Here is an 18748-nt window from a genome sequence, read left to right on the forward strand (position 1 = left end):
ACTCCCTCCTCCGCCTTGCAGCTACACGCACCAAGCCCCGCTCACCGGCGTCGAGAAGCACCGCCGATTCCCTGCGACCTGATCCGAACGACAGACCCTAGCGGTCGTTCTTGGCTCAGCCGCCGCTCTTGCGCCGGAAGGACCGCTGGTTGGCGGCCGGGCCGTGCGCGCCGCGGATCTTTGACGCGTGGGGATTCGCAGCGAGGTCGGCGGCCTCCGCCTGCATGCCGCGCTTACGGGCCAAGGCCTCCCGGAACTTGCGCTTCAGATCGTATTGTCCGTCGGCGTCGGGCGTGAGGGCAGGGCTCTCGGCGTCAGCCGACTCCGAACCTTCTGGTGATGGAGACTCTGCGGCCATGGTGACCTCCTGGGCTCGGACGTTGGAGAGCACAGCTTGTCATGCCGAGTACCGCATGAGGCACCGCCGACTGGCATTGCCCGTCACTCCGGCTCACAGCCGGGGCTCAGCGGTAGGCGTCTCAGCCACGGCGAACCGCTCCGAGGTGGGCGCGGTGCAGGCCTGGCGCGGTGAACCGCTGTGCCACCGCGCGCAGGACTCGATCCATCGCCTGGGCGGGTGGGGTGGCGGGGCGGGCCGTGGCGCGGGCGAGGAGGATGCGGCGGGTGGGGGCCGGGACGTCGGACGCGAAGGGCAGGAGGCGTACGTCGCTGCGCCGACTGGTGAGGGCCAGGCGGGGGGCGAGGGCGATACCGAGTCCGGCGGCGACCATGGCCTGCGCCTCCTGGTAGTCGTGCGAGGAGTAGGCGATCCGCGGTTCGAATCCCGCCTGGCGGCAGCTGCGACGAAGGACGTCGGCGACGGGGTGGTTGTCGGCGCGGATGATCCACTCCTGGTCGGCGAGGTCGCCGAGTCGTACGGCGGGATGGGTGCGCAGGGGTGAGTCGGCGGGGACCACCAGCACCGTGGGGTCGTCCAGGAGGTGCGTGAGGGAGAGTGCCGGATCGTCGAGGCGATTCCACTCGTAGTCCCAGAGCAGCCCCTGCTCCACCTCCCCGGTGTGCAGCATCTCCCGCAGCTCCGCGAGGACCCCGGCACGCACCTCGATGCGGATTCCGGTATGGCGGCGTCGGAAACGGGTGAGCGCGAGCGGCAGCAGGGACGCACTGGCCGTGGGGAAGGAACCGAGCCGCAGCGTGCCCTGATCGAGGGCGGTGAAGGAGTCCAAGTCGGCCTGTGCGGCGCGTAGTTCACGGCGGATCGCCTGACCGCGCTCGGCCAGCGCGGCGCCCGCCGGGGTGGGGCGGATACCGCGCGGCAGCCGCTCGATCAGGGGCTGCCCGGCCTCCTGCTCCAGCAGGGACATCTGCTGTGAGGCGGCGGAGGTGGTCATGCCCAGTGCCTCGGCCGCGGCGGTGAGCGAACCGCGTTCGGTGGCTTCGGTGAGCAGCAGCAGTCGGCGCACGTTCAGCATGCCTGTGACTTTAGCTGAGCTAAAGCCATGTGAAGCGAACTGCGATTGTTCCGAAGTCACGCCTCTGCGAAGGTCTCCGCAATCGCCGAGCGGTTCACCGGCACGCAATGCGTCCTTCACCACCGACTCGGCCCCTCCCTCCCTCGCTGCCTCAAGGAAGAGCCTCAGACGTGCACACTCCCGCGACCCTGGTGCGTGGCGGCACCAGCAAGTGCTGGCTGTTCAATCAGGTCGACGTGCCCGCCGGCCGTGGCGAACTGGAGAAGCTGCTGGTCTCCGCGTACGGCGCGACCGATCCCGTGGAACTCGACGGCGTGGGCGGGGCGACCCCCACCACCTCGAAGGCCGCGATTGTCAGCGCCTCCCCCGAACCCGGCGTGGACGTGGACTATCTCTTCGCCCAGGTCGGCATCGGCACGGGCTCGGTCGAGTGGACGAGCAACTGCGGCAACTGCGCCACAGGGGTCGCCCTGTACGCGGTCGCGAAGGGCATGGTGGCGATCACCGGTGATCGGACTCGTGTCGTGATGCGCAACACCAACACAGGCGCGGTCCTCGAAGGGCTCGTGGGCACCACCGGTGGCGTCGTACACCACTTCGGCCGCCAGACCGTGCCCGGAACGCGTGCCGGCGGGGTCGCCGTCGGTCTCACGTTCCGCGATCCGGCCGGTGGCACCACCGGTTCACTGCTCCCCACCGGGCGGGCCGCGCAGGACCTTCCGGTCGCTGCCGCCGAACCGGTACGGGTGAGCATGGTGGACGCCGGAGCGCCCATCGTCCTCGTCGACGCCCCCGAAGCCGGCCGCACCGGCGCCGAGCCCCTGGAAAGGGTCAGCGCGGACGTGCCCTGGCTGCGCGCCGTGCGTCATACCGCCGCACCGCTGATGGGACTGCTCCAGCCGGGCGAGGAACCGGGCGACGCGGTGCCCAAGGTGGGCCTGGTGGGCCCGCCGGTGCCGTACACCACCACCCTCGGCGAACAAGTCGCGGCCGGGGACTACGACATCTCGGTGCGCATGCTCAGCATGAACGCCCCGCATCCCGCGATCGGGCTGACCTCCGCCGTGGCCGTCGCGGCGGCCGGGCTCGTCGAGGGCTCCGTGGTCTGCCGGATCACGGGCGGCCCGACCGACGAGTGGCTGCGGCTCGGCACACCCGCCGGCATCGTCGCGGTCCGCTGCACCGACGTACGGGACGGCATGCCGCGGCGGGTCACCGTGCAGCGCGCGGCACGGCTGCTGGCCGACGCCCGTATCTACGTCCCGGAATCAGGCCGTACGCAAGCCGCCTGAACCGGGACGGACATCACCTCGGTCGGCCGGTCCCCCAGCCGCACGCACCGGAATATCCTCGCGCCCTCGGGGCGCGCCCCTCCCTCATCGCACCAAGGACAAAGATGTCTGCTGAAGTGATCTCCATAGGCGCGCTGTTGGTGATGTTCGTGGTCGGCACGGTGCTGCCGATCAATCTGGGCATCCTCGCCTTCGTCGCCACCTTCGCGGTCGGCACCGCTTCGCTCGGCCTCACCGAGGACGAGATTTTCGAGGGGTTCCCGGCGAAGCTCTTCGTCACCATCGTCGGGGTCACCTACCTGTTCTCCGTCGCCCGCCGCAACGGCACCATCGACTGGCTCGTCGCGGCCGGGGTACGGCTGGTGCGCGGCAAGGTCGCGCTCATCCCCTGGGTGCTGTTCCTGGTGGCCGCCCTGCTGACAGCGTTCGGCACGTTCACTCCCGCCGCGGTCGCGATCCTCGCGCCGATCGGTATGAACTTCGCCTACCGCTACAAGCTCAATCCGCTGGTCGTCGGCATGATGGTGATCAGCGGCGGTCACGCGGGCGCCTTCTCCCCGCTCGCCGTGTCCGGTGCGCTGGTGCTCGGCCTGGTCGACAAGACCGAACTGCAGGTCTCCGCGGTGACGCTGTTCAGTGCCAGCTTCCTGATCAACCTGGTGCTCTCGGCACTCACCTACGCGCTGCTCGCCAAGCGTCCCGCCCCGCTGGCCGAGGGCTCCGAGGAAACGGCCGCGGACGAGGGCCTCGCCGTGTCCGGCAGGCCCGACTGGCGTCAGTGGCTCACCCTCGCCTGCCTGGTCGCCCTCGTCGTCGGCGCTCTCGGCTTCCACCTGGAGATCGGCTTCCTGGCTCTCGCGGCAGGAGCGCTGCTGGCCCTGGTGGACATGAGGCGGCAGGAGAAGGCCGTGGACGGCGTCAGCTGGTCCACCCTGCTGCTGGTCGCGGGCATGATGACCTACATCGCCATGCTGGAGAAGGCCGGGATCATCGAGAACGTCTCCGAGCACGCCGCGGGCCTGGGCGCACCGGTCGCCGTCGCCCTGCTGCTGTGCTTCACCGTGGCCATCACCTCGGCCTTCGCCTCCTCCACAGCGATCCTCACCGCGATCATCCCCATCGCCGTGCCACTGCTGCTCTCCAGCCACCTCAGCGCCGCCGGGCTGATCGCCGCGCTCGCCGTCTCCACGACGATCGTCGACACCTCGCCCTTCTCCACCAACGGCGCACTCGTCCTCAGCAACGCCCGCGGGGTGGACGGTCGTCGCTTCTACCGCCAGATCATCGGCTACACCGGTGGGATCGTCGTCCTCGGCCCTGTCGTCGCCTGGGGCGCTCTGGTCCTGCCCTGGTCGTAGCCGCACGGCAGATCACCGAGACCACTCCCCCGCCGTGGTAGCGCCGGCCGCCACCGGGCGCTGTACGCCCTGAGTTCACCAGGTGCCGCGCCGCCGGAGGCCGGGGTCGGCGTCAGGTCGGGCGGATCACACCCCTGATCGCCGACTGGCCGGCGTAGAACACCGACTCCTCACAGATGCGTGCTCCCGGGCCCGGTGCGTGAATCATCGTGCCGCTGCCGCTGCAGATACCGACGTGGCGGAGGTCGTCGTGGAAGAAGACCAGGTCTCCGACCTGAACGTCGGCGAGCGCGACCTGCGTCCCGGCCCTCCACTGGGCCTCGGCGGTCCGGGGAAGCGTGACGCCCGCGGCCTTCCACGCGGCCTGGGTGAGACCGGGCGCGTCGTACGATCCCGGCCCGACCGCGCCCCATACACAGGGCCGACCGATCTGCGCTCGGGCGAAGGCGATCACCAGCTCTGCCTGAGTCCTGTGGGCGGTGTCCGGGGACTGCCAGGATCCTCCGTAGGTCGCCGATGAGGCGGTGATGGAGGTGGTTTCCCAAGCCGTGGAGGTGACTTGCGTCGCCGGCATGGCAGCCGCTGTCGGCACCGCGAGGGCGGGTGCGCCGGTCGGCTCGGCGGGCCGTGCCGGAGCAAGTACCGTCGCGGCAGGCGTCGCAGGGATGTCCGGCAGACCGGTGCCATAGGTCGCGGTGAGGTCTGGACCGGTGGGCAGCGCCGCGGCGGGCTGTGGGGCGAGCACTGGGCCGGAATCCAAGACGGGAGATGGCTCAGGCTCGTACACCGGCCAAGGCGCCACCGCGCCGACGGAGGCCGCCCGCTCATCGGCACGCCAGGCGCTCTCGTCCCCTCGGGATTCGCCTGCGGCGCCCGGTGCGGCGGGCCGGACGGAGAGCTGTGGGAGGGGAGCAGTCGGCAGTGGTGGCAGAGCTGATCCGCCGGTCAGTCCCCAGGCGACGTCGGTGTGCGCCTCGGGCACCTTGGGCGTCCTGGGCGCTTCGAGGGCGAGGGGCTCCGCGGGCCGTTCGGCCGGGCGCACGGGGCGCGCCGCTCGCGGTGCGCGGTCAGGAACGGCCGGCAACCTTCTGTCCGGCAGCGACGCCGGCACCGTCGGGCCCAGCTTGGCGCGGGCTGCGTCGAACCACTGCCGGGCAAGGCCTCCGAACGCAGGCTCCGCGTCCTCCCGGGAACGGTCGCGGGTGGTCGTGCCCCGCTGGCGCGGGATCCCGGCGGCGCGGGTCGCGTTGAATCTGCCCGTGTCGCTCTCGGCCCGGTCGTAGAGGCTGTCGACATACCGCCGAATCTCGTCAGGGCTCGGCGCCTCGCTCTCAGTCGTCAACGCGGTCACCAGCAGACTGCGAGAGTCGGACCTCGACGGTGAGGGCCTCCGGGGCAAGGGAGTTGGTCCTGTCCGCGAAGCCGGTCACTCCGGGGCGCGAGGTTCGTTCCGACGCCATGAGATGGGCGCTCCTTTCATCCGTCAGTGCACAAGTCCACCTGTCGATCGATGGAACTCGTGCAGACAGTGACCAACTTAGCCACCTTGTGATCCTCTCGTGAAGATCGAAGCCGCAAATGCCCGATATACTTTTGTGACCTTGGTCCCTTGCTCAGCACGACGTCCCGCTGAGGCTTCGCCTCCCTCCGGGTCTACGGTGCCGCACTCGCCCTCGGCGCGCGCGATCTATCGCACAAGCTGCGCGCCACTCGCAGCCGTTACTCCCGTGGCAGTTTCAGTTTCAGCGGGCCGCAACCGAGGCGGGCAGCCTCGGCCTCGACGTATCGTCGAAAGAGGGCACGCACGTCCGCGGCCTTCCCGCTCTCGTCGGTCTGTACGAGGAACACTGTCGAGCCCGCCTGGCAACGGGCATGGAGGACGCCGAGATTGGGGCCGAGACCGCCGTAGCCGGCGGCGGAGCGCACTCGGTTGCCCTCATTCAGGGCCATCCTGGTGAAGATCGCGGCCAGCCGCGGGTCCTCGACGGTCATCAGTCGCTGCTTCGGCTGCGAACCGGTGATGTCGCGGTCGCAGGTGCGCACCGGGCCGTGTCCGTCAGTGATCATGGGGTAGTGGTACGGCTTGCGCTTCTTGCCCAGGGCCAGCCCCTTGATGCCGCAGAGCGCGTCCGGCTTCTCCGTGCGGGTGTAGTGGGCGGCCTTCGGGAGGCGTTCAACCGGATCGGCGATCGTGCCGGCGCAGTCGAGGTCCGCGCTGACCTTGTTGACGAGCTTCACGACCATGCGGGCCATCCCGTCCCGCTGCTCGGTACGCGGCTCCAAGTCGGTGATCCAGCGGCCCTGGGCGATGTCCACGACGGTCGGCCCGTCGACGTCGCTCGGGCGGCCCAGGCAGCCGTCCGGGATGGCGAGCCAGGCGCGGTTGTCCGAGGCCATGCCCAACAGGCCGCCGCCGAGCGGGGTGAGACGGGCGGAGAGGAACTCATCAGCCCACTTGCCGTCGTCGCCGGCCCAGTCGTTCAGCTGGTGCACCCGGGCGGTGAGCGCCCATCCGTCGCCGTCGCTGTTCGTCAACTGGCAACTGCCGGCGGGGCCTTCAGTGGAGCGTCCGCTGTGCAGCACGGGCGCCTCGACCGCCTTGACGTCCTCGGGCTTGCGGAACGTCGCAGCGAGGTCATCGCGGGACAGCGCGCCCCAGCACACCTCATCCGGCGCGAACGGCCCGGCCTGCGTCTGCCAGGCCATGCCGCCGACGCCGAGCAGCACCCCGGCAAGGCCTGCGGCCAGCAGCGGCCGGACCCGGCCACGCAGCAGTCTGCGCCAGTGCCACCGGCGCAGACGCCGCTCGCTGAGCAACTCCCGCTCGGCGGACAGGGGCTGCTCAGATCGGGTCGGCTCGTCCGCAGTGCTGCTCACCGGGCGGCTCCCTTGGGGGCGATGGGGGCGCAGCGCAGGCGGGCGGTGGCTGCGTTCGCGAAGGCGGCGAGGTGGCCGAGGTCGGTGGAGGCGCCCATCAGAAAGGCAGTGGGCCGGCCGGCGCAGTCGGCTCGTACGATCACGTGCTCCTCGCCGATGGTGCCCGTGCCGCGCCAGCCGCGGGCCGCGGGGCGTTCGCCCGCGATGTCGTCGAACACCGCGGCCAGCCGGGGCTGCGCGACCATCGCCAGCTCCAGATACGGCACGCCGTCGCGATCTCCACGGACGCTGCACGTCTGCAGGTCGCGGGTGACAGCGCCGGTCTGGTACTCGATGTCCTCCGTGCCGAGGTGCAGGCCGCGGATGCCGCAGACGTCTTCAGAGGTGCTGAAGACGCGCTCCCGGTCGCCCGGCAGGTCGTAGACGGGTGAGCTGACCTTGAGGGGCTCGTCCGGCGCGCAACCGGCCGCCGCCATCCCACGGTTGGCCGCCGCGACGAGCAGCTCCGCCGCCTGACGGGCGCCGCCCAGATCGGCCGGGTCGTTCCGGACGTACGAGGGCCCGCTGGTGTAGGTGCCGGACGCTTGCATCGTTACGACGGTCGGCCGACCGTCCTGTGTATCGCAGGACTCGGGTAGCACCAGCAAGCCACCGCGCCCGTTCACCGTACCCGGCAGCCCGTCCGGGAGCGGGACCATGTCGCCGCCCAGGAAACCATCATGGACCATCGCGAGCCGGGCTTCCGCGGCCTTGGGGACCGGGCCGTACTCGACGGACACCTGCTGGTCGGTGGAGACCTTGTCGCCGTCGTAACTGCTCTTGTAGTCGCTGGCGATGGTGACATCGCACCTGCCGGTCGGGCGCTCGCGGGTGGGCGCCGTCTGTTTGCCGGTGCGTGACCCGTTGTCATCGTCGTCGAAGGCCTCGTCGCTGAGGAAGCCTGGGCCGCTGTCTTCCTGCCACGCCCCCCAGCAGTAGCGGTCCTTCGGCCACGGCCAGGTGTCCGCCGCCCACGTGCCGAGCCCGGTGCCCGCAAGTACGAGCACCAGCGCGGATATCAGCAACAACCGGCCGCGCCTGCTGTGCGGCAACGCTCGGCGCAGCCGGCTGGGCGCCGCGGGCGCCACCAAGTCTGCCTCACTCACCCCGTGATCCCCTCCGGCGCAGGAGTCTATCTCCCGTCGTCAGTAAGGAGCAGGCCTACCCGTCCATGGGGATCTTGCCGTTCAGCAGGTAGTCGTCCGCGGCGGGCATCATCAAGTTGCCGTGGCTGTACGCGCTCCCGGCCCATGGCGCGGCCGTGGCAGGCCAGTCGTCCAGATACCTCCAGCACTCGGCGTGGCTCCAGGATGGCCAGTTGCCGGGCCAGCTGTCCCGCTCGAGGTGTGCGGGCAGGTGCTGGAGCTGGAGCCGGGCGGTGGCCAGCGGTTGGCGGGCGCGAGCGGATGCCGGCGAACGCTGCGGTGGCGTCTGCGTCGCGGGCGGTGGCCCGGCGGCCGCAGGCGTCCTGGTCGAAGGGCCAGCCGTCCAGGTCCGTGTTGAACTCGGTGAAGGTGTCCCAGGACGCCGGGCTCATCGGTGACGGCTTCGGCCAGCCGGGCGATGACGTGGGCCTGCGGTCCGGAATCCAGGGGCGGGACGGTCATTCGGTGCTCCTCAGGGTTCCCGGGCAACGGTTCCCGGTGTCGTCACGGGGAGACAGTCCGCGGTGCGAGAACTCATCGCTCGGACCCATTCCCGTGGTGTCCGGCCCCCTCCCAGGCACCACACCGCGATCACCGGGTCGCAGATCGCGCATCCCAGCGATGAGCCATGGGCGAACGGGACGATCGGGTTCCCCTTGATGTGGTGCACGACGTCCCACGCGGTGTGCAGCAGCCAGCCGATCCCGATGAACGTCCATGAGTCCAGGCCCCGGTAGGCGACGTACGTGGCGACCACGGTGAACGCGAACTCCCAGCCGCCCAGCCCTCCCCCACTGAGATAGGCGGCCCCCGCGCCGCCCACCATGACGGCGTTCAGACGGCGCCGGTGCGGTTCGCGTACGAGGCTCATGAGGAGGACGTAGGCAAGGCCGATGAAGATCGGCGCGACGTAGATCATGCCCCGACGCTAGATCGGCCGTCTCGTCCGTCCCAGCGGCATTACCGACAGGCTCCAACGGGTTCCCGCCGCCGCACGCGGATCTGCGGGGCATCTGCCCCATCCCGGCACCGGGGCCTCAGAGCTCGTAACACGATGTTGTCGAGGTGTGCTGGCAGGGCGTGACCGCTCCGATTTCACCACCCTGTCAGCTGGGCCCACTTCGTGAGGCCACGGGCCTGAAATGCGTATGTCAGGCGTCCGTCGCGTACCGCCAGAACTCCCGGATCACCGGTGCCGGCGTCGGACCCATCGCTGCCACCTGAGTCAGCAGGATGGTGACCGTACCCGTGGCCGGGATGATGTGCGCCGCTGTGCCCGTGCCGCCGACCCAGCCGTAGCGGCCGGGGACATTCCACGGGTTGGTCCGCTCGATGTCGACCGAGCCGCCGAAGCCCCAGCCTTGGCCCTCCAGGAACAGCCGGCCGATGTCGCGCTGCGCCGAATTCGTCTGGTCGCTGGTCATCATGCGTACGGAGTCGGCCGACAGCACCCGGCGGCCGTCGGCCGCCACCCCACCGGCCAGCAGCATCCGGCTGAAGGCCAGCCAGTCGTCCGCGGTCGAGGCCAGCCCGCCGTTGCCGAACGGTAGCGCGGGCGGGCTACTCCATTCGCCGTCCGGGCCGTCGGCGAGCTCCAGGCTGCCGTCGTCGCTTGGCCTGTAGAAGCTGGTGAACCGGTCCCGCTTGGCGGCCGGCACTTCGAAACCGGTGTCCGCCATGCCCAGCGGCCTGAAGATCCGCTCCGTCAGGAACTCAGGCAGTGGCTGTCCGGTGGCCCGCGAAATCAGCACCCCCTGCAGTACGGAGCAGGTGTCGTACAGCCAGGCAGCGCCCGGCTGATACAGCAGCGGGATGCGCTTGAGCGCCGCCATCCACTCGTCGGCCGGCGGGAAGTTGCTCGGCACCCGGCCGTCCTTTTGCACCGTGAACAACTCCTGTACCGCCGGCGGGGTGAAGTCGGAGGGGAATCCGTATCCGGCCTGGGAGGCCAGCAGGTCGAATACGGTGATGGGCCGGTCGGCCGGCACCACGTCGTCCACCGGGCTCGCCGGCGTGCGCACGACCATCGGCTTCCCCACCTCCGGCAGCCACATGCCGATCGGGGCGTCCAGCGCGACCCTGCCCTCCTCCACGAGGATCAGCAGTGCGGCGGCGGTGACGGACTTGGTGATCGAGGCGACCCGGAAGATGGAGTCTCTCGCCATCGGGGTGCCGTCACCGGCGTCCTGCGCGCCGACGGCCACCACCTCGACCTGGTCACCCCGGGCCACCAGGCCCACCGCTCCCGGCAACGTACCGGCACCGACGTGGGCTTCGAGCAAGTCGAGCAGGGGAGTCATGAGGCCACCTTCCAGGAGATCGCTGTCGAAGGTCAGACTCCCGCACGGGCCGGGAGTCATCGGCGTCGACAGGTCTGGTGGGCGGAGTCTCGTCGCAGGACGCCCCAGACCTCCTCGGTAACAGCATCCTGGCTGAGAGGGACTACCGCCCGCTGTTCCCCGGGTGGCCCTGCCTCACTTCAGGTGCCGGTCGAGGAACCGGCACCCGTCCTCCAGCTCGAACCACGGGGTGCCGGTGTGCCCTCCCAGGTTGGCGTGCAGCGTCTTCTCCTTGCTGCCGAAGGCGTCGAACAGGTCCAAGGCCCGCTGCCGCGGGTTGCCTTCGTCGTCCCACTGCAGCAGGAACAGCAGCGGAATGGTGACCTGCCGGGCTTCTTCCCGCTGGGCACGGGGCACGAAGCCGCCGGCGAAGAAGCCGGCGCTCGAGGACTCCGTCGTCGAGGCGCTGTTCGGAAGTGAAGTGCACGGTCGTGCCTTTCGGGAGGGCGCTGGAACGGCGCTCCCGGACGACCTATCGCCCGACCGTGACCCCGGAGGGGAGCACCCATGTCGATACTGCGTTCACAGGTACCACCTCCTCGTTCTGTCGCACGGCCTTCGGGAGGCTAACAGCGGTCGCCCTGGTCGGCCAACGGGTTTTCGCAGCGCCTCTGCGGTGTCTGGTTCACCTGAAAGGGTCAAGGGATGGCGTAGAAGGTGGCCGGGATGAATACTCCGCCACCAGCCGGTGAGACATTCGGCATGACCGAACCCTTACCGGACAGCCCGATTCCGGCGCTCGGCGTACCACTTTCCGCCCCGGTCGTCTTCACGGCCGACTTCACCTCCACCACCCAATGGGTCGCGGGCCGTTCGTGGGCCTATCCCGGCGGAGGCCCGGTCAATCCGCGCGATGACAAGCTCGACTACTTGGTTTCCGACGCCGCGTACAGCCGGACAGGCGTCCTCCGCGCCAGGCGACGACCGGACGGCCGGTGGAACACCGGGCTGCTCACCACCGAGGGAAGCGAGGAGGGATTCACCGTCCGCCCTGGGGACGTGCTGGAAGCCCGGGTACGGCTTCCCGAGGAAATCGGCGCCTGGCCGGCGATCTGGACCTGGCGGGACGGCGACCAGGAGATCGACATCTTCGAGTACCACCCGGACAACCCGGACCTCCTCGAATTCACCAACCACGTGCGCGGCGCCAACCGTTACCACCACGACGAGGCGGTCCGACCAGGCGCACAGGTGAACCTGCGCACCGTGTTCGGCTCCCGATCGGTGGAATGGTGGCTCAACGGCAGGCGGGTCTTCGCCGACGGACGAGGGGTGGGCCGCAACTGGTACGCCTACCTCATCGTCAACCTCTCCGTGTGCGCCGGGCGTTACCACCCACCACCCCAGCCGGAAACGACAGAGATGTCATACGAGGTGAGCCACCTGGTCGTGCGGCGGCCCACGACGTCGGGCACGCACGCCGGCGAGGATTAGTCGTTGTTTCGCGCTCGTCGCTGTCCCCCGCAGCCGGCAGGCCCCGGGATACACTGCTCCGCTCCCTCTGACTGGAGGTCAGCTGAGTGTTGCCAGCACGGATACTTGCCGGTGCTCCGTTGGCGCTGGTCATTCTCGCTCTTTCCGGCTGCTCTACCCCGTGGGGCTGCACCGACACGACTGCGGAGCGCGGTGCGGCAGATGTCAGGGTGCACGTCGAGGACACGTCCGGGCGGCCTCTCGGGGTCACCGCCGAAATCGTCGACTGGCGCCTCGAGCCCCACCCGCAGGTGCCCTCCGAAGGTGACCGGGTCCACTTCCACTACCGCTTCGACGGCGCCGACGAGACATCGGGTCCTGCGGTGGACGCCTGCGCGGTCGATGAGAAGCGCGTGGCGTTGGGGTGTCAGACGCTCTATTCGTCCCAGGCGTTCGGGCCGGGTGGTGACCGCACGGGTGATGAATGGCTCGCCGTCGAGCACCCCGGGCAGGTCGCCGGAGTGCTCCTGATTCCCAATGACCAGTCCTACGACCGAGGAACCTGCGAGCAGGACATCAAGGACGGTGGCGGGCTGCATCCTCCGGAACCGGTCGCCAGGGGGGACCAACTGTAAGCCGGCGGTCCGTCGTTTCAGTCTGTGAGCCGGTGGTCGCGCATGAGGGTCGTGGCGACGGCAGTGACAAGGACGGCGTCCTAGAACAACCGCCCCTGATACCCATGCCGGACGGGACGCGACGTGGGTCCGTCTGTTCCTGCCGGTACCGGATCGTCGCCGAAGAGAGGCGCCGTACCGCACTCGTCCAGCTCGGCGGGGATCCGTCCGTCCGCCTCCGGGCGGGGCGGCGCATCGCAGTCGAAGTCGTCCGGAGTCATGCACACCCAGTCGCGGCCGCCTTGCTCACCCACTCGTCGTCACCGCCTCTCCCCCAGGCCTTCCCCAAGAAGGCTTCCCTGGATCAAGTGTTGCCCATCCTTGATCAGTTCCACCATCGGGGCACCTACCCACCGCCTGGAGCCGGGGCGGATCCGCCGCGGGTACGGCACGATGGAGACGTGCGGATGCGACCAGTGCTGATCTTCGACGGAGACTGCGGCTTCTGCACCATGTCGGTGGACCTCGTCCAGCGTCTGGTGCGGCCCCGCTGCGAGGTTGTGGCATGGCAGCACGCGGACCTCGAGTCGCTCGGCGTCACTGAGGAGCGGGCCCGCCACGAGGCCCTGTGGGTGACACCCACCGGGCGGGTGTACGGTGGCGCGCAGGCCGTGGCGAAGGTCCTGCTGAGCGCGGGCGGCGTGTGGTCCGTCTTAGGTGCGGTCCTCACCCTGCCGCCCGTGCGCTGGGTCGCCCATGGCGTGTACCGGCTCGTGGCCGACAACCGCGGGCGACTGCCGGGAGGGACGGCGGCGTGTGCGGTGCCTGGTGCGAAGACTCGCAGGGAGTAACCTGCGACGTCACGACGTCCATGCCGTCCACGCCGTCCACGCCGTCCTCAGCGTCTCAGGAACCGCGGGATGGCTGGGTCGCGACGAGACGAGACGGGCGGCCTGTCGCGGGGCCTCCCGTCACGCCGCTCCGGCGTTGTCCCGTTGCAGTGCCGCACGCAGCCAGTCGTCCGCGGAGCCGGGCGTCGGCTGGGGGCTGCTGCCCGGCGGAGTCAGGACGACGGCGGTGAGTTCCCAATAGCGGTCCAGGCGCGGATCGGCCGACAGGCGGGTGTCGAGCAGGCGGCGGAAGTCGGGGGTGTCTCGGCTGCGGTAGGCGCTCGCGTATGCCGCGACGTAGGCGTCCAGGGCCTCGCCCGGATGCGGGTCGCGCGCCCTTCGCACATGGGGGGCGGCGAGTTCGAATGCCTCCACGAGGCCCGCGTACAGCAGGGCGGCGCCGCCGGCGCCCGCTGCTCGGTGCACTTCTGGTTGGGGCTGACGGTCGCCTGGGCAGGGAGCCGTCGTCATCGCGTGCAGCCGGGCGAAGGCGAGTGCCTGGGACGGGTGCGGTTCGTCGGGCGGCTGAGGAACGGCCACCTCCAGGAACGCCGCGGTTGCCCGGCGCGACATCCGTGGTGGCAGCCAGGTGCGCCAGAACCTGGCCAGTGGTGCGGTGCTCGGCGGGGTGTTCAGCGTGCCGAGCAGCCTCAGCCGGCCGGCGCGCTGGGCCGGCGGGCAGTCCCGCACCAGTTGGAGTGCCGCTTCCCGCCAGCGCAGGGCCTTCAGCTCGCTGCCGAGCTCGCACAGACGGCTGTCGACGGCGTCCTCCAGCGCATGGCCGGCTGCGTCTTCGTCCTCGAGGATGCGGCGGACCTCGGGCAGGGGCAGGTCAAGGGCGCGCAGGGAGCGGATCAGCTGCAGTCGTTCCAGCGCCTGGGGGCCGTAGCGGCGGTGTCCGCCACTGCTGCGGGCGGCTTCGGGGAGCAGGCCTTGATCGGAGTAGAAGCGGACGGTCTTCACCGTGGCACCGGCGCGCTCGGCGAGCTCCCCGATGCTCCACAACAGTTCGTGCGACGCGGACAGTTGAACCTCCCTTAAGGGGAGTTCCTACGGTACCGGTGCGCGGGGCAGGGCAGGTGCCGTGGCCCCGCGGAGGATGGCGTACGCGATCGGCGCGACGTCATGTGACGAGTCCGGGGAGGCTGTTGTGCAGGTGTTCATCATGGTGGCGGGTGTGTTCACCGGGGCCCATGTCTGGCAGGAGACGGCCGAGCGGCTGGTCGCGGCGGGCAGCGCGGCGCACGCGGTCCCGCTGACGGGCATCGACCCGGCCCGGCCCGCCACGTCGGCGCACGTCGGTCTGGAGACGCACATCGAAGACGTGATCGCGGCGATCGACGCGGTGGACGCGACGTCCGGGCCGGAGATCGTGCTCGTCGGTCACGACTACGGGATCCACCCGGTGCTCGGCGCCGCCGATCGGCGGGCAGAGCGCGTGGCACGCGTCGTGTACCTGGACTCCGGGATGCCGCAGAACGGTGTTCCGGCGCTGGCCGCCGTTCCGGACCAGGCGCTGCGTGCACAGTTGGCCGAACGTGCCGAGGCGGGTGAGCGCGAGGGTGTCCTGGCGCCGCCGGGTCTCGACGAATGGGGACGTTGGGGCAGTACCGCCGGTGTCGGCGAGGCGGCACTGAAGCGGCTGACCGCTCTGGCAGCACCGCAGCCGCTGGGCACCCTGTTCCAGCCGTTGCGGCTGACCGGAGCAGTGGCCGCGGTTCCCGTGACCGGCGTGCTGTGCACCCAGAACGGCGCCCGCATCGAGCTGGTGCAGAGACTCGTGGATTTCGGTGACCCCGCGCTGGCCGTCCTCACCGAACCTCAGGTCACCTTCTTCGAACTGCCCACCGGGCACTGGCCGATGCTGTCCTGCCCCGACGCACTGGCAGATGTCCTGCAGCGGGCGGCGACCGGTGAGGGGCACCGCCTGCGGCCTGCCGGCGACGGTGCGTCGGCGCCCGCCCACCTGCGCCCGTTCCCAGTGGACGTGCCCGAGTTGCCTCGCGACCGCCGAGGGCATGTCGATCTGTACGTTCCCGACGGCGATGGCCCGCGACCGGCCGTGGTCTTCGTGCACGGCGGACCGGTGCCCGCCGGAGCGCGGCCGCGCCCCCGTGAGTGGCCGACCCTGGTGGGATACGCCCGTATGGCGGCCGCCGAGGGCATGGTCGGCGTGACGCTCGACCACAGCCTGCACGACGTCGCGGACTACGACCGCGCCGCCGCGGACATCGCCGCCGCGGTGGAACTGGTGCGGGCCGACACCCGGGTGAACTCGGACCGGATCGCCCTGTGGTTCTTCTCCGGCGGCGGCCTTCTCACCGCGGACTGGCTGGCACGGCCACCCGCCTGGCTGCGCTGCCTGGCCGCCTCCTACCCTGTCCTGGCCCCCCTCCCCACCTGGGGGATGGCCGGCAGCCGCTTCCACCCCGCCAGGGCGGTCGTTCAGGCGGGGTCCCTGCCCGTCATCCTCCTGCGCGCCGGGCGAGAGGCACCCGAGTTCGCCGCGACCGTCGATGCGTTCGTGAGCGCGGCCAAGGGGTGCGCAGCGCGACTGGAGTTGGTCGATGTCCCGGGCGGCCACCATGGGTTCGAGACCATCGACCCACCGGAGGAGACGCGGCCGGCGATGCAGCGGGCGATGCGCTCGGTGGTCACCCACCTGACCAGCTGAGGGCCTGGCTGCGGTGTTCCCCCCACAGCATGGTGGCGCCAACTCCACCTCAGCTGGGGGGTGAACGCCATTCTGCCGCCGGAGAATGATCTGGATACTGAGCTCCATGAGCAAATCCATGGCGCTTCCGGTGAACCCGTCGATGCAAGGAGGACGACAGGAGAAGAACAGAGGAAGTGACTACTCCGAATTGTCTCGGCGTATAGCCGAGGCCGGGCTTCTCCGGCGTCGCCCTTTGTATTACACGGTTCGATTCGGACTGGTCGCCCTCGCCCTCGCAGGGTGCGTCGGCGCGTTTGTCGCACTGGGGGACAGCTGGAGCCAGCTGTTTGTCGCCGTCGCTCTGGCCGTGGTCTTCGGCCAGCTCGGACTGGCTGCCCACGACCTCGCCCACCAGCAGGTCTTCTCCCGGCGGCGGCCCAGTGAGGCAGGGGGACTGCTGGTCGCCGACCTGTTGCTGGGCATGAGTTACGGGTGGTGGATGAACAAGCACACCCGGCATCACGCGAATCCCAATCACGAGGGAAAGGACCCGGACGTCTCGCCGGACATTCTCGTCTGGTCGCGTCGGCAGGCGCGCCAGGCCCAGGGTCTGCCGCGTTTCGTCGGAAAGCATCAGGCCGTGCTCTTCTTCCCGCTGCTGACCCTGGAAGGTCTGAATCTGAGCTTCAGCAGCTTCCGCGCTCTGAAGAGTCCGTCGGTGAAGAGGCCCGCACTCGAGTGCACGCTGCTCGTGGCTCACTTCGTGGTGTACTTCGGCGGCCTCTTCGCCGTCCTCTCCCCGGCCAAGGCGCTCCTTTTCCTCGCAGTCCACCAAGGCCTGTTCGGCATCTACCTCGGTTCGGTGTTCGCGCCCAACCACAAGGGGATGCCGATGATCGAGGAGGGGACCCGGCTGGACTTTCTGCGCCGCCAGGTCCTCACGTCGCGCAATGTCCGCGGCGGTGCTCTGGTCGACGCCTTCATGGGCGGGCTCAACTACCAGATCGAGCACCACCTCTTCCCCAGCATGCCGACACCTGCACTCGCCAGGGCGCAGGTCATCACCGAGCGGTACTGCGCGGAGCTGGGCATCCCGTACCACCGGACGGGGCTGATCGCCTCGCACCGGGAGGCGCTGCGGCACCTGCGGAGTGTCGGCGAGCCGCTGCGCGCTCCGGCCCAGGGCTGAGCCGGAGCACGGTCCGGCAGGCACCGGACGGCCCCTGTGGCACCGCGCCGTCCCGGGGGGCGCGGTGCCGGTGCTCACCGGGCCGGCGGCGAGCCGAGGCCGTGTCGGATCGTGCTGTGGGCGTCAGTGCAGCGGCTTGTCCAGGACCGCCTTGCGGTGGCTGAAGGTCTCGATGGAGTAGCGGCCGTGATAGTTGCCCATGCCGCTCTCCCCCACCCCGCCGAACGGCAGGTCGGAGACGGTGAGATGGGCGAGCGGAAGGCCGTGACCGAGGCCGCCCGAGGAGGTCTCGGCGGCGAACCGGCGCCGCGTCCCGTCGGACTCGCTGAAGACGTAGAGGGCGAGCGGCTTGTCCCGGTCGTTGATGAAATCGATCGCCTCGTCGAGACCGGGGACGGTCACGATCGGCAGGATGGGGCCGAAGATCTCCTCCTGCATGACCGGCGCGTCGGGGTCGACGTCGGCCAGGACGGTGGGCGCGAGGTACTTCGCCGTCCGGTCGCTCGTACCGCCCACGACGGTGCGGCCGGAGTCGAGCAGGCCGGTGAGCCGGTCGAAGTGCCGTTCGTTGATGATCCGCCCGTACTCGCCGGAAGCGGCCGGGTCGCTGCCGTACAGCGCCTTCACGGCGTCCGCGAGCAGCGGCTCCAGGGCCGCCGCGGTCTCCGGGTCGGTCAGGACGTAGTCGGGGGCTACGCAGGTCTGTCCGGCGTTGAGGAACTTGCCTTGGGACAGCCGCTCCGCGACGACGGACAGGTCGGTGTCGCGGTCGACGAACGCCGGTGACTTGCCGCCGAGTTCGAGGGTGACCGGGGTGAGATGCTCGGCGGCGGCGCGCAGCACGATACGGCCGACCGTGCCGTTGCCGGTGTAGAAGATGTGGTCGAAACGCTCCGCCAGCAGGGCCGTGGTCTCGGGAACGCCGCCCTCCACCACGGCGACCGCGTCGGCGTCGAGGTAGGCCGGCAGCAGCCGGGCCAGGGTGGCGGAGGTGGCCGGGGACAGCTCGCTCGGCTTGGCGACCACCGCGTTGCCCGCGGCCAGGGCGCCGACGACCGGGGCGAGCAGAAGCTGGGCCGGATAGTTCCAGGGCGCGATGACGAGGACGACGCCCAGCGGGTCGTACTGCGTCCAGACCGTCGCGTCCGCGCCGAGGTGGGCCGGGGTCGGGGCGGGCTCGGGACGCAGCCAGTCCGCGAGGTGATCGAGTGTGTGGTCGATCTCACGGACGGTGAAGTCGATCTCCGTGCGGTAGGCCTCGGTGGCGCTCTTGCCCAGGTCGGCGTGGAGGGCGGCGGCCAGGTCCGCGCCGTTCTCCGTGAGCATGTCGCGCAGCCGGCGCAGCTGAGCCGTGCGCCACTCGACGGGCTTGGTACGGCCGGTGCGGAAGGTGGCGCGCAGCCGGGCGACGACGTCGGCGGGCTGCTCAGGGGCGGAGTGGTTCACGGGTTCCTCGCAGAGTCACAGTCGGATGTATATACCAACCTTCTGGCCGCTGCTCTG

At 70.2% G+C, this 18748-nt stretch carries 16 protein-coding genes and 1 pseudogene; 7 read left to right on the forward strand and 10 right to left on the reverse strand.

Annotated elements, in window-relative coordinates; all coding sequences use genetic code 11:
* Nucleotides 1-115: 115 nt before the first annotated feature.
* Together QOL88_RS00480 and QOL88_RS00485 are read right to left on the reverse strand one after the other, a co-directional pair.
* Nucleotides 116-358, reverse strand: a complete 243-nt coding sequence (locus tag QOL88_RS00480) for a DUF5302 domain-containing protein (protein WP_097222779.1) — start codon at nucleotides 356-358, stop codon at nucleotides 116-118.
* Between the two features lie 121 nt (nucleotides 359-479).
* Nucleotides 480-1433 carry a LysR family transcriptional regulator gene (locus QOL88_RS00485; protein WP_097214545.1) on the reverse strand — a complete coding sequence of 318 codons (954 nt, stop codon included), beginning with the start codon at nucleotides 1431-1433 and terminating at the stop codon, nucleotides 480-482.
* Nucleotides 1434-1603: 170 nt separating this feature from the next.
* Between QOL88_RS00485 and QOL88_RS00490 the strand changes: the two genes are divergently transcribed.
* Together QOL88_RS00490 and QOL88_RS00495 are read left to right on the forward strand one after the other, a co-directional pair.
* Nucleotides 1604-2725, forward strand: a complete 1122-nt coding sequence (locus QOL88_RS00490) for a PrpF domain-containing protein (protein ID WP_097214546.1) — start codon at nucleotides 1604-1606, stop codon at nucleotides 2723-2725.
* A 116-nt stretch (nucleotides 2726-2841) separates the two neighbouring features.
* Nucleotides 2842-4083, forward strand: a complete 1242-nt coding sequence (locus tag QOL88_RS00495) for an SLC13 family permease (protein ID WP_097214547.1) — start codon at nucleotides 2842-2844, stop codon at nucleotides 4081-4083.
* Nucleotides 4084-4195: 112 nt separating this feature from the next.
* On the opposite strand, the gene QOL88_RS00500 is transcribed toward QOL88_RS00495, so the two are convergent.
* The 6 genes and pseudogenes from QOL88_RS00500 to QOL88_RS00525 form a co-directional block, all read right to left on the reverse strand.
* Nucleotides 4196-5434: a C40 family peptidase gene (locus QOL88_RS00500; RefSeq protein WP_257027336.1), complete on the reverse strand. Its 1239-nt coding sequence runs from the start codon at nucleotides 5432-5434 to the stop codon at nucleotides 4196-4198.
* A gap of 368 nt (nucleotides 5435-5802) precedes the next feature.
* Nucleotides 5803-6960 carry a hypothetical protein gene (locus QOL88_RS00505; RefSeq protein WP_097214548.1) on the reverse strand — a complete coding sequence of 386 codons (1158 nt, stop codon included), beginning with the start codon at nucleotides 6958-6960 and terminating at the stop codon, nucleotides 5803-5805.
* The gene (locus QOL88_RS00510; protein ID WP_257027338.1) at nucleotides 6957-8105 is read right to left on the reverse strand and encodes a hypothetical protein; all 1149 of its coding nucleotides are present in this window, start codon (nucleotides 8103-8105) and stop codon (nucleotides 6957-6959) included. Before QOL88_RS00510 ends, QOL88_RS00505 begins: the two co-directional genes overlap by 4 nt.
* 511 nt (nucleotides 8106-8616) lie before the next feature.
* Nucleotides 8617-9063, reverse strand: coding sequence for a DUF6010 family protein (locus QOL88_RS00515; protein ID WP_097214549.1), 447 nt, complete (start codon nucleotides 9061-9063; stop codon nucleotides 8617-8619).
* A 232-nt stretch (nucleotides 9064-9295) separates the two neighbouring features.
* On the reverse strand, nucleotides 9296-10444 hold the full coding sequence (locus QOL88_RS00520) for a serine hydrolase domain-containing protein (protein ID WP_097214550.1): 1149 nt from the start codon (nucleotides 10442-10444) through the stop codon (nucleotides 9296-9298).
* Nucleotides 10445-10618: 174 nt separating this feature from the next.
* Nucleotides 10619-10870, reverse strand: a pseudogene (locus tag QOL88_RS00525) (alpha/beta hydrolase); the annotation flags it as partial.
* A gap of 315 nt (nucleotides 10871-11185) precedes the next feature.
* Here QOL88_RS00525 and QOL88_RS00530 point away from each other — a divergent pair.
* The 3 genes from QOL88_RS00530 (at nucleotide 11186) to QOL88_RS00540 (ending at nucleotide 13361) form a co-directional block, all read left to right on the forward strand.
* Nucleotides 11186-11917, forward strand: coding sequence for a LamG domain-containing protein (locus QOL88_RS00530; protein WP_097214551.1), 732 nt, complete (start codon nucleotides 11186-11188; stop codon nucleotides 11915-11917).
* An 86-nt stretch (nucleotides 11918-12003) separates the two neighbouring features.
* The gene (locus tag QOL88_RS00535) at nucleotides 12004-12531 is read left to right on the forward strand and encodes a hypothetical protein (protein WP_179878725.1); all 528 of its coding nucleotides are present in this window, start codon (nucleotides 12004-12006) and stop codon (nucleotides 12529-12531) included.
* Between the two features lie 440 nt (nucleotides 12532-12971).
* Entirely contained in the window at nucleotides 12972-13361 is a 390-nt protein-coding gene (locus tag QOL88_RS00540) for a thiol-disulfide oxidoreductase DCC family protein (protein ID WP_097214553.1), read from the forward strand.
* A gap of 120 nt (nucleotides 13362-13481) precedes the next feature.
* On the opposite strand, the gene QOL88_RS00545 is transcribed toward QOL88_RS00540, so the two are convergent.
* Entirely contained in the window at nucleotides 13482-14426 is a 945-nt protein-coding gene (locus QOL88_RS00545) for a helix-turn-helix domain-containing protein (RefSeq protein WP_097214554.1), read from the reverse strand.
* 124 nt (nucleotides 14427-14550) lie between these two features.
* On the opposite strand from QOL88_RS00545, the gene QOL88_RS00550 reads away from it, so the two are divergent.
* Together QOL88_RS00550 and QOL88_RS00555 are read left to right on the forward strand one after the other, a co-directional pair.
* Nucleotides 14551-16074, forward strand: a complete 1524-nt coding sequence (locus tag QOL88_RS00550; protein ID WP_097214555.1) for an alpha/beta hydrolase — start codon at nucleotides 14551-14553, stop codon at nucleotides 16072-16074.
* A gap of 106 nt (nucleotides 16075-16180) precedes the next feature.
* On the forward strand, nucleotides 16181-17245 hold the full coding sequence (locus QOL88_RS00555) for a fatty acid desaturase family protein (RefSeq protein WP_179878726.1): 1065 nt from the start codon (nucleotides 16181-16183) through the stop codon (nucleotides 17243-17245).
* 123 nt (nucleotides 17246-17368) lie between these two features.
* Here the strand turns inward: QOL88_RS00555 and QOL88_RS00560 are convergent, their stop codons facing one another.
* Nucleotides 17369-18691: an aldehyde dehydrogenase family protein gene (locus QOL88_RS00560; protein ID WP_097214556.1), complete on the reverse strand. Its 1323-nt coding sequence runs from the start codon at nucleotides 18689-18691 to the stop codon at nucleotides 17369-17371.
* Nucleotides 18692-18748 lie beyond the last annotated feature (57 nt).

This window comes from Streptomyces sp. Ag82_O1-12 (assembly GCF_900182715.1).
Taxonomy (GTDB): Bacteria; Actinomycetota; Actinomycetes; order Streptomycetales; family Streptomycetaceae; genus Streptomyces; species Streptomyces massasporeus.

Coding starts and splice junctions, on each gene's coding strand:
- QOL88_RS00530 (WP_097214551.1), top strand. CDS start 11,186: ATGACCGAACCCTTACCGGACAGCCCGATTCCGGCGCTCGGCGTACCA.
- QOL88_RS00480 (WP_097222779.1), bottom strand. CDS start 358: ATGGCCGCAGAGTCTCCATCACCAGAAGGTTCGGAGTCGGCTGACGCC.
- QOL88_RS00515 (WP_097214549.1), bottom strand. CDS start 9,063: ATGATCTACGTCGCGCCGATCTTCATCGGCCTTGCCTACGTCCTCCTC.
- QOL88_RS00520 (WP_097214550.1), bottom strand. CDS start 10,444: ATGACTCCCCTGCTCGACTTGCTCGAAGCCCACGTCGGTGCCGGTACG.
- QOL88_RS00485 (WP_097214545.1), bottom strand. CDS start 1,433: ATGCTGAACGTGCGCCGACTGCTGCTGCTCACCGAAGCCACCGAACGC.
- QOL88_RS00555 (WP_179878726.1), top strand. CDS start 16,181: ATGAGCAAATCCATGGCGCTTCCGGTGAACCCGTCGATGCAAGGAGGA.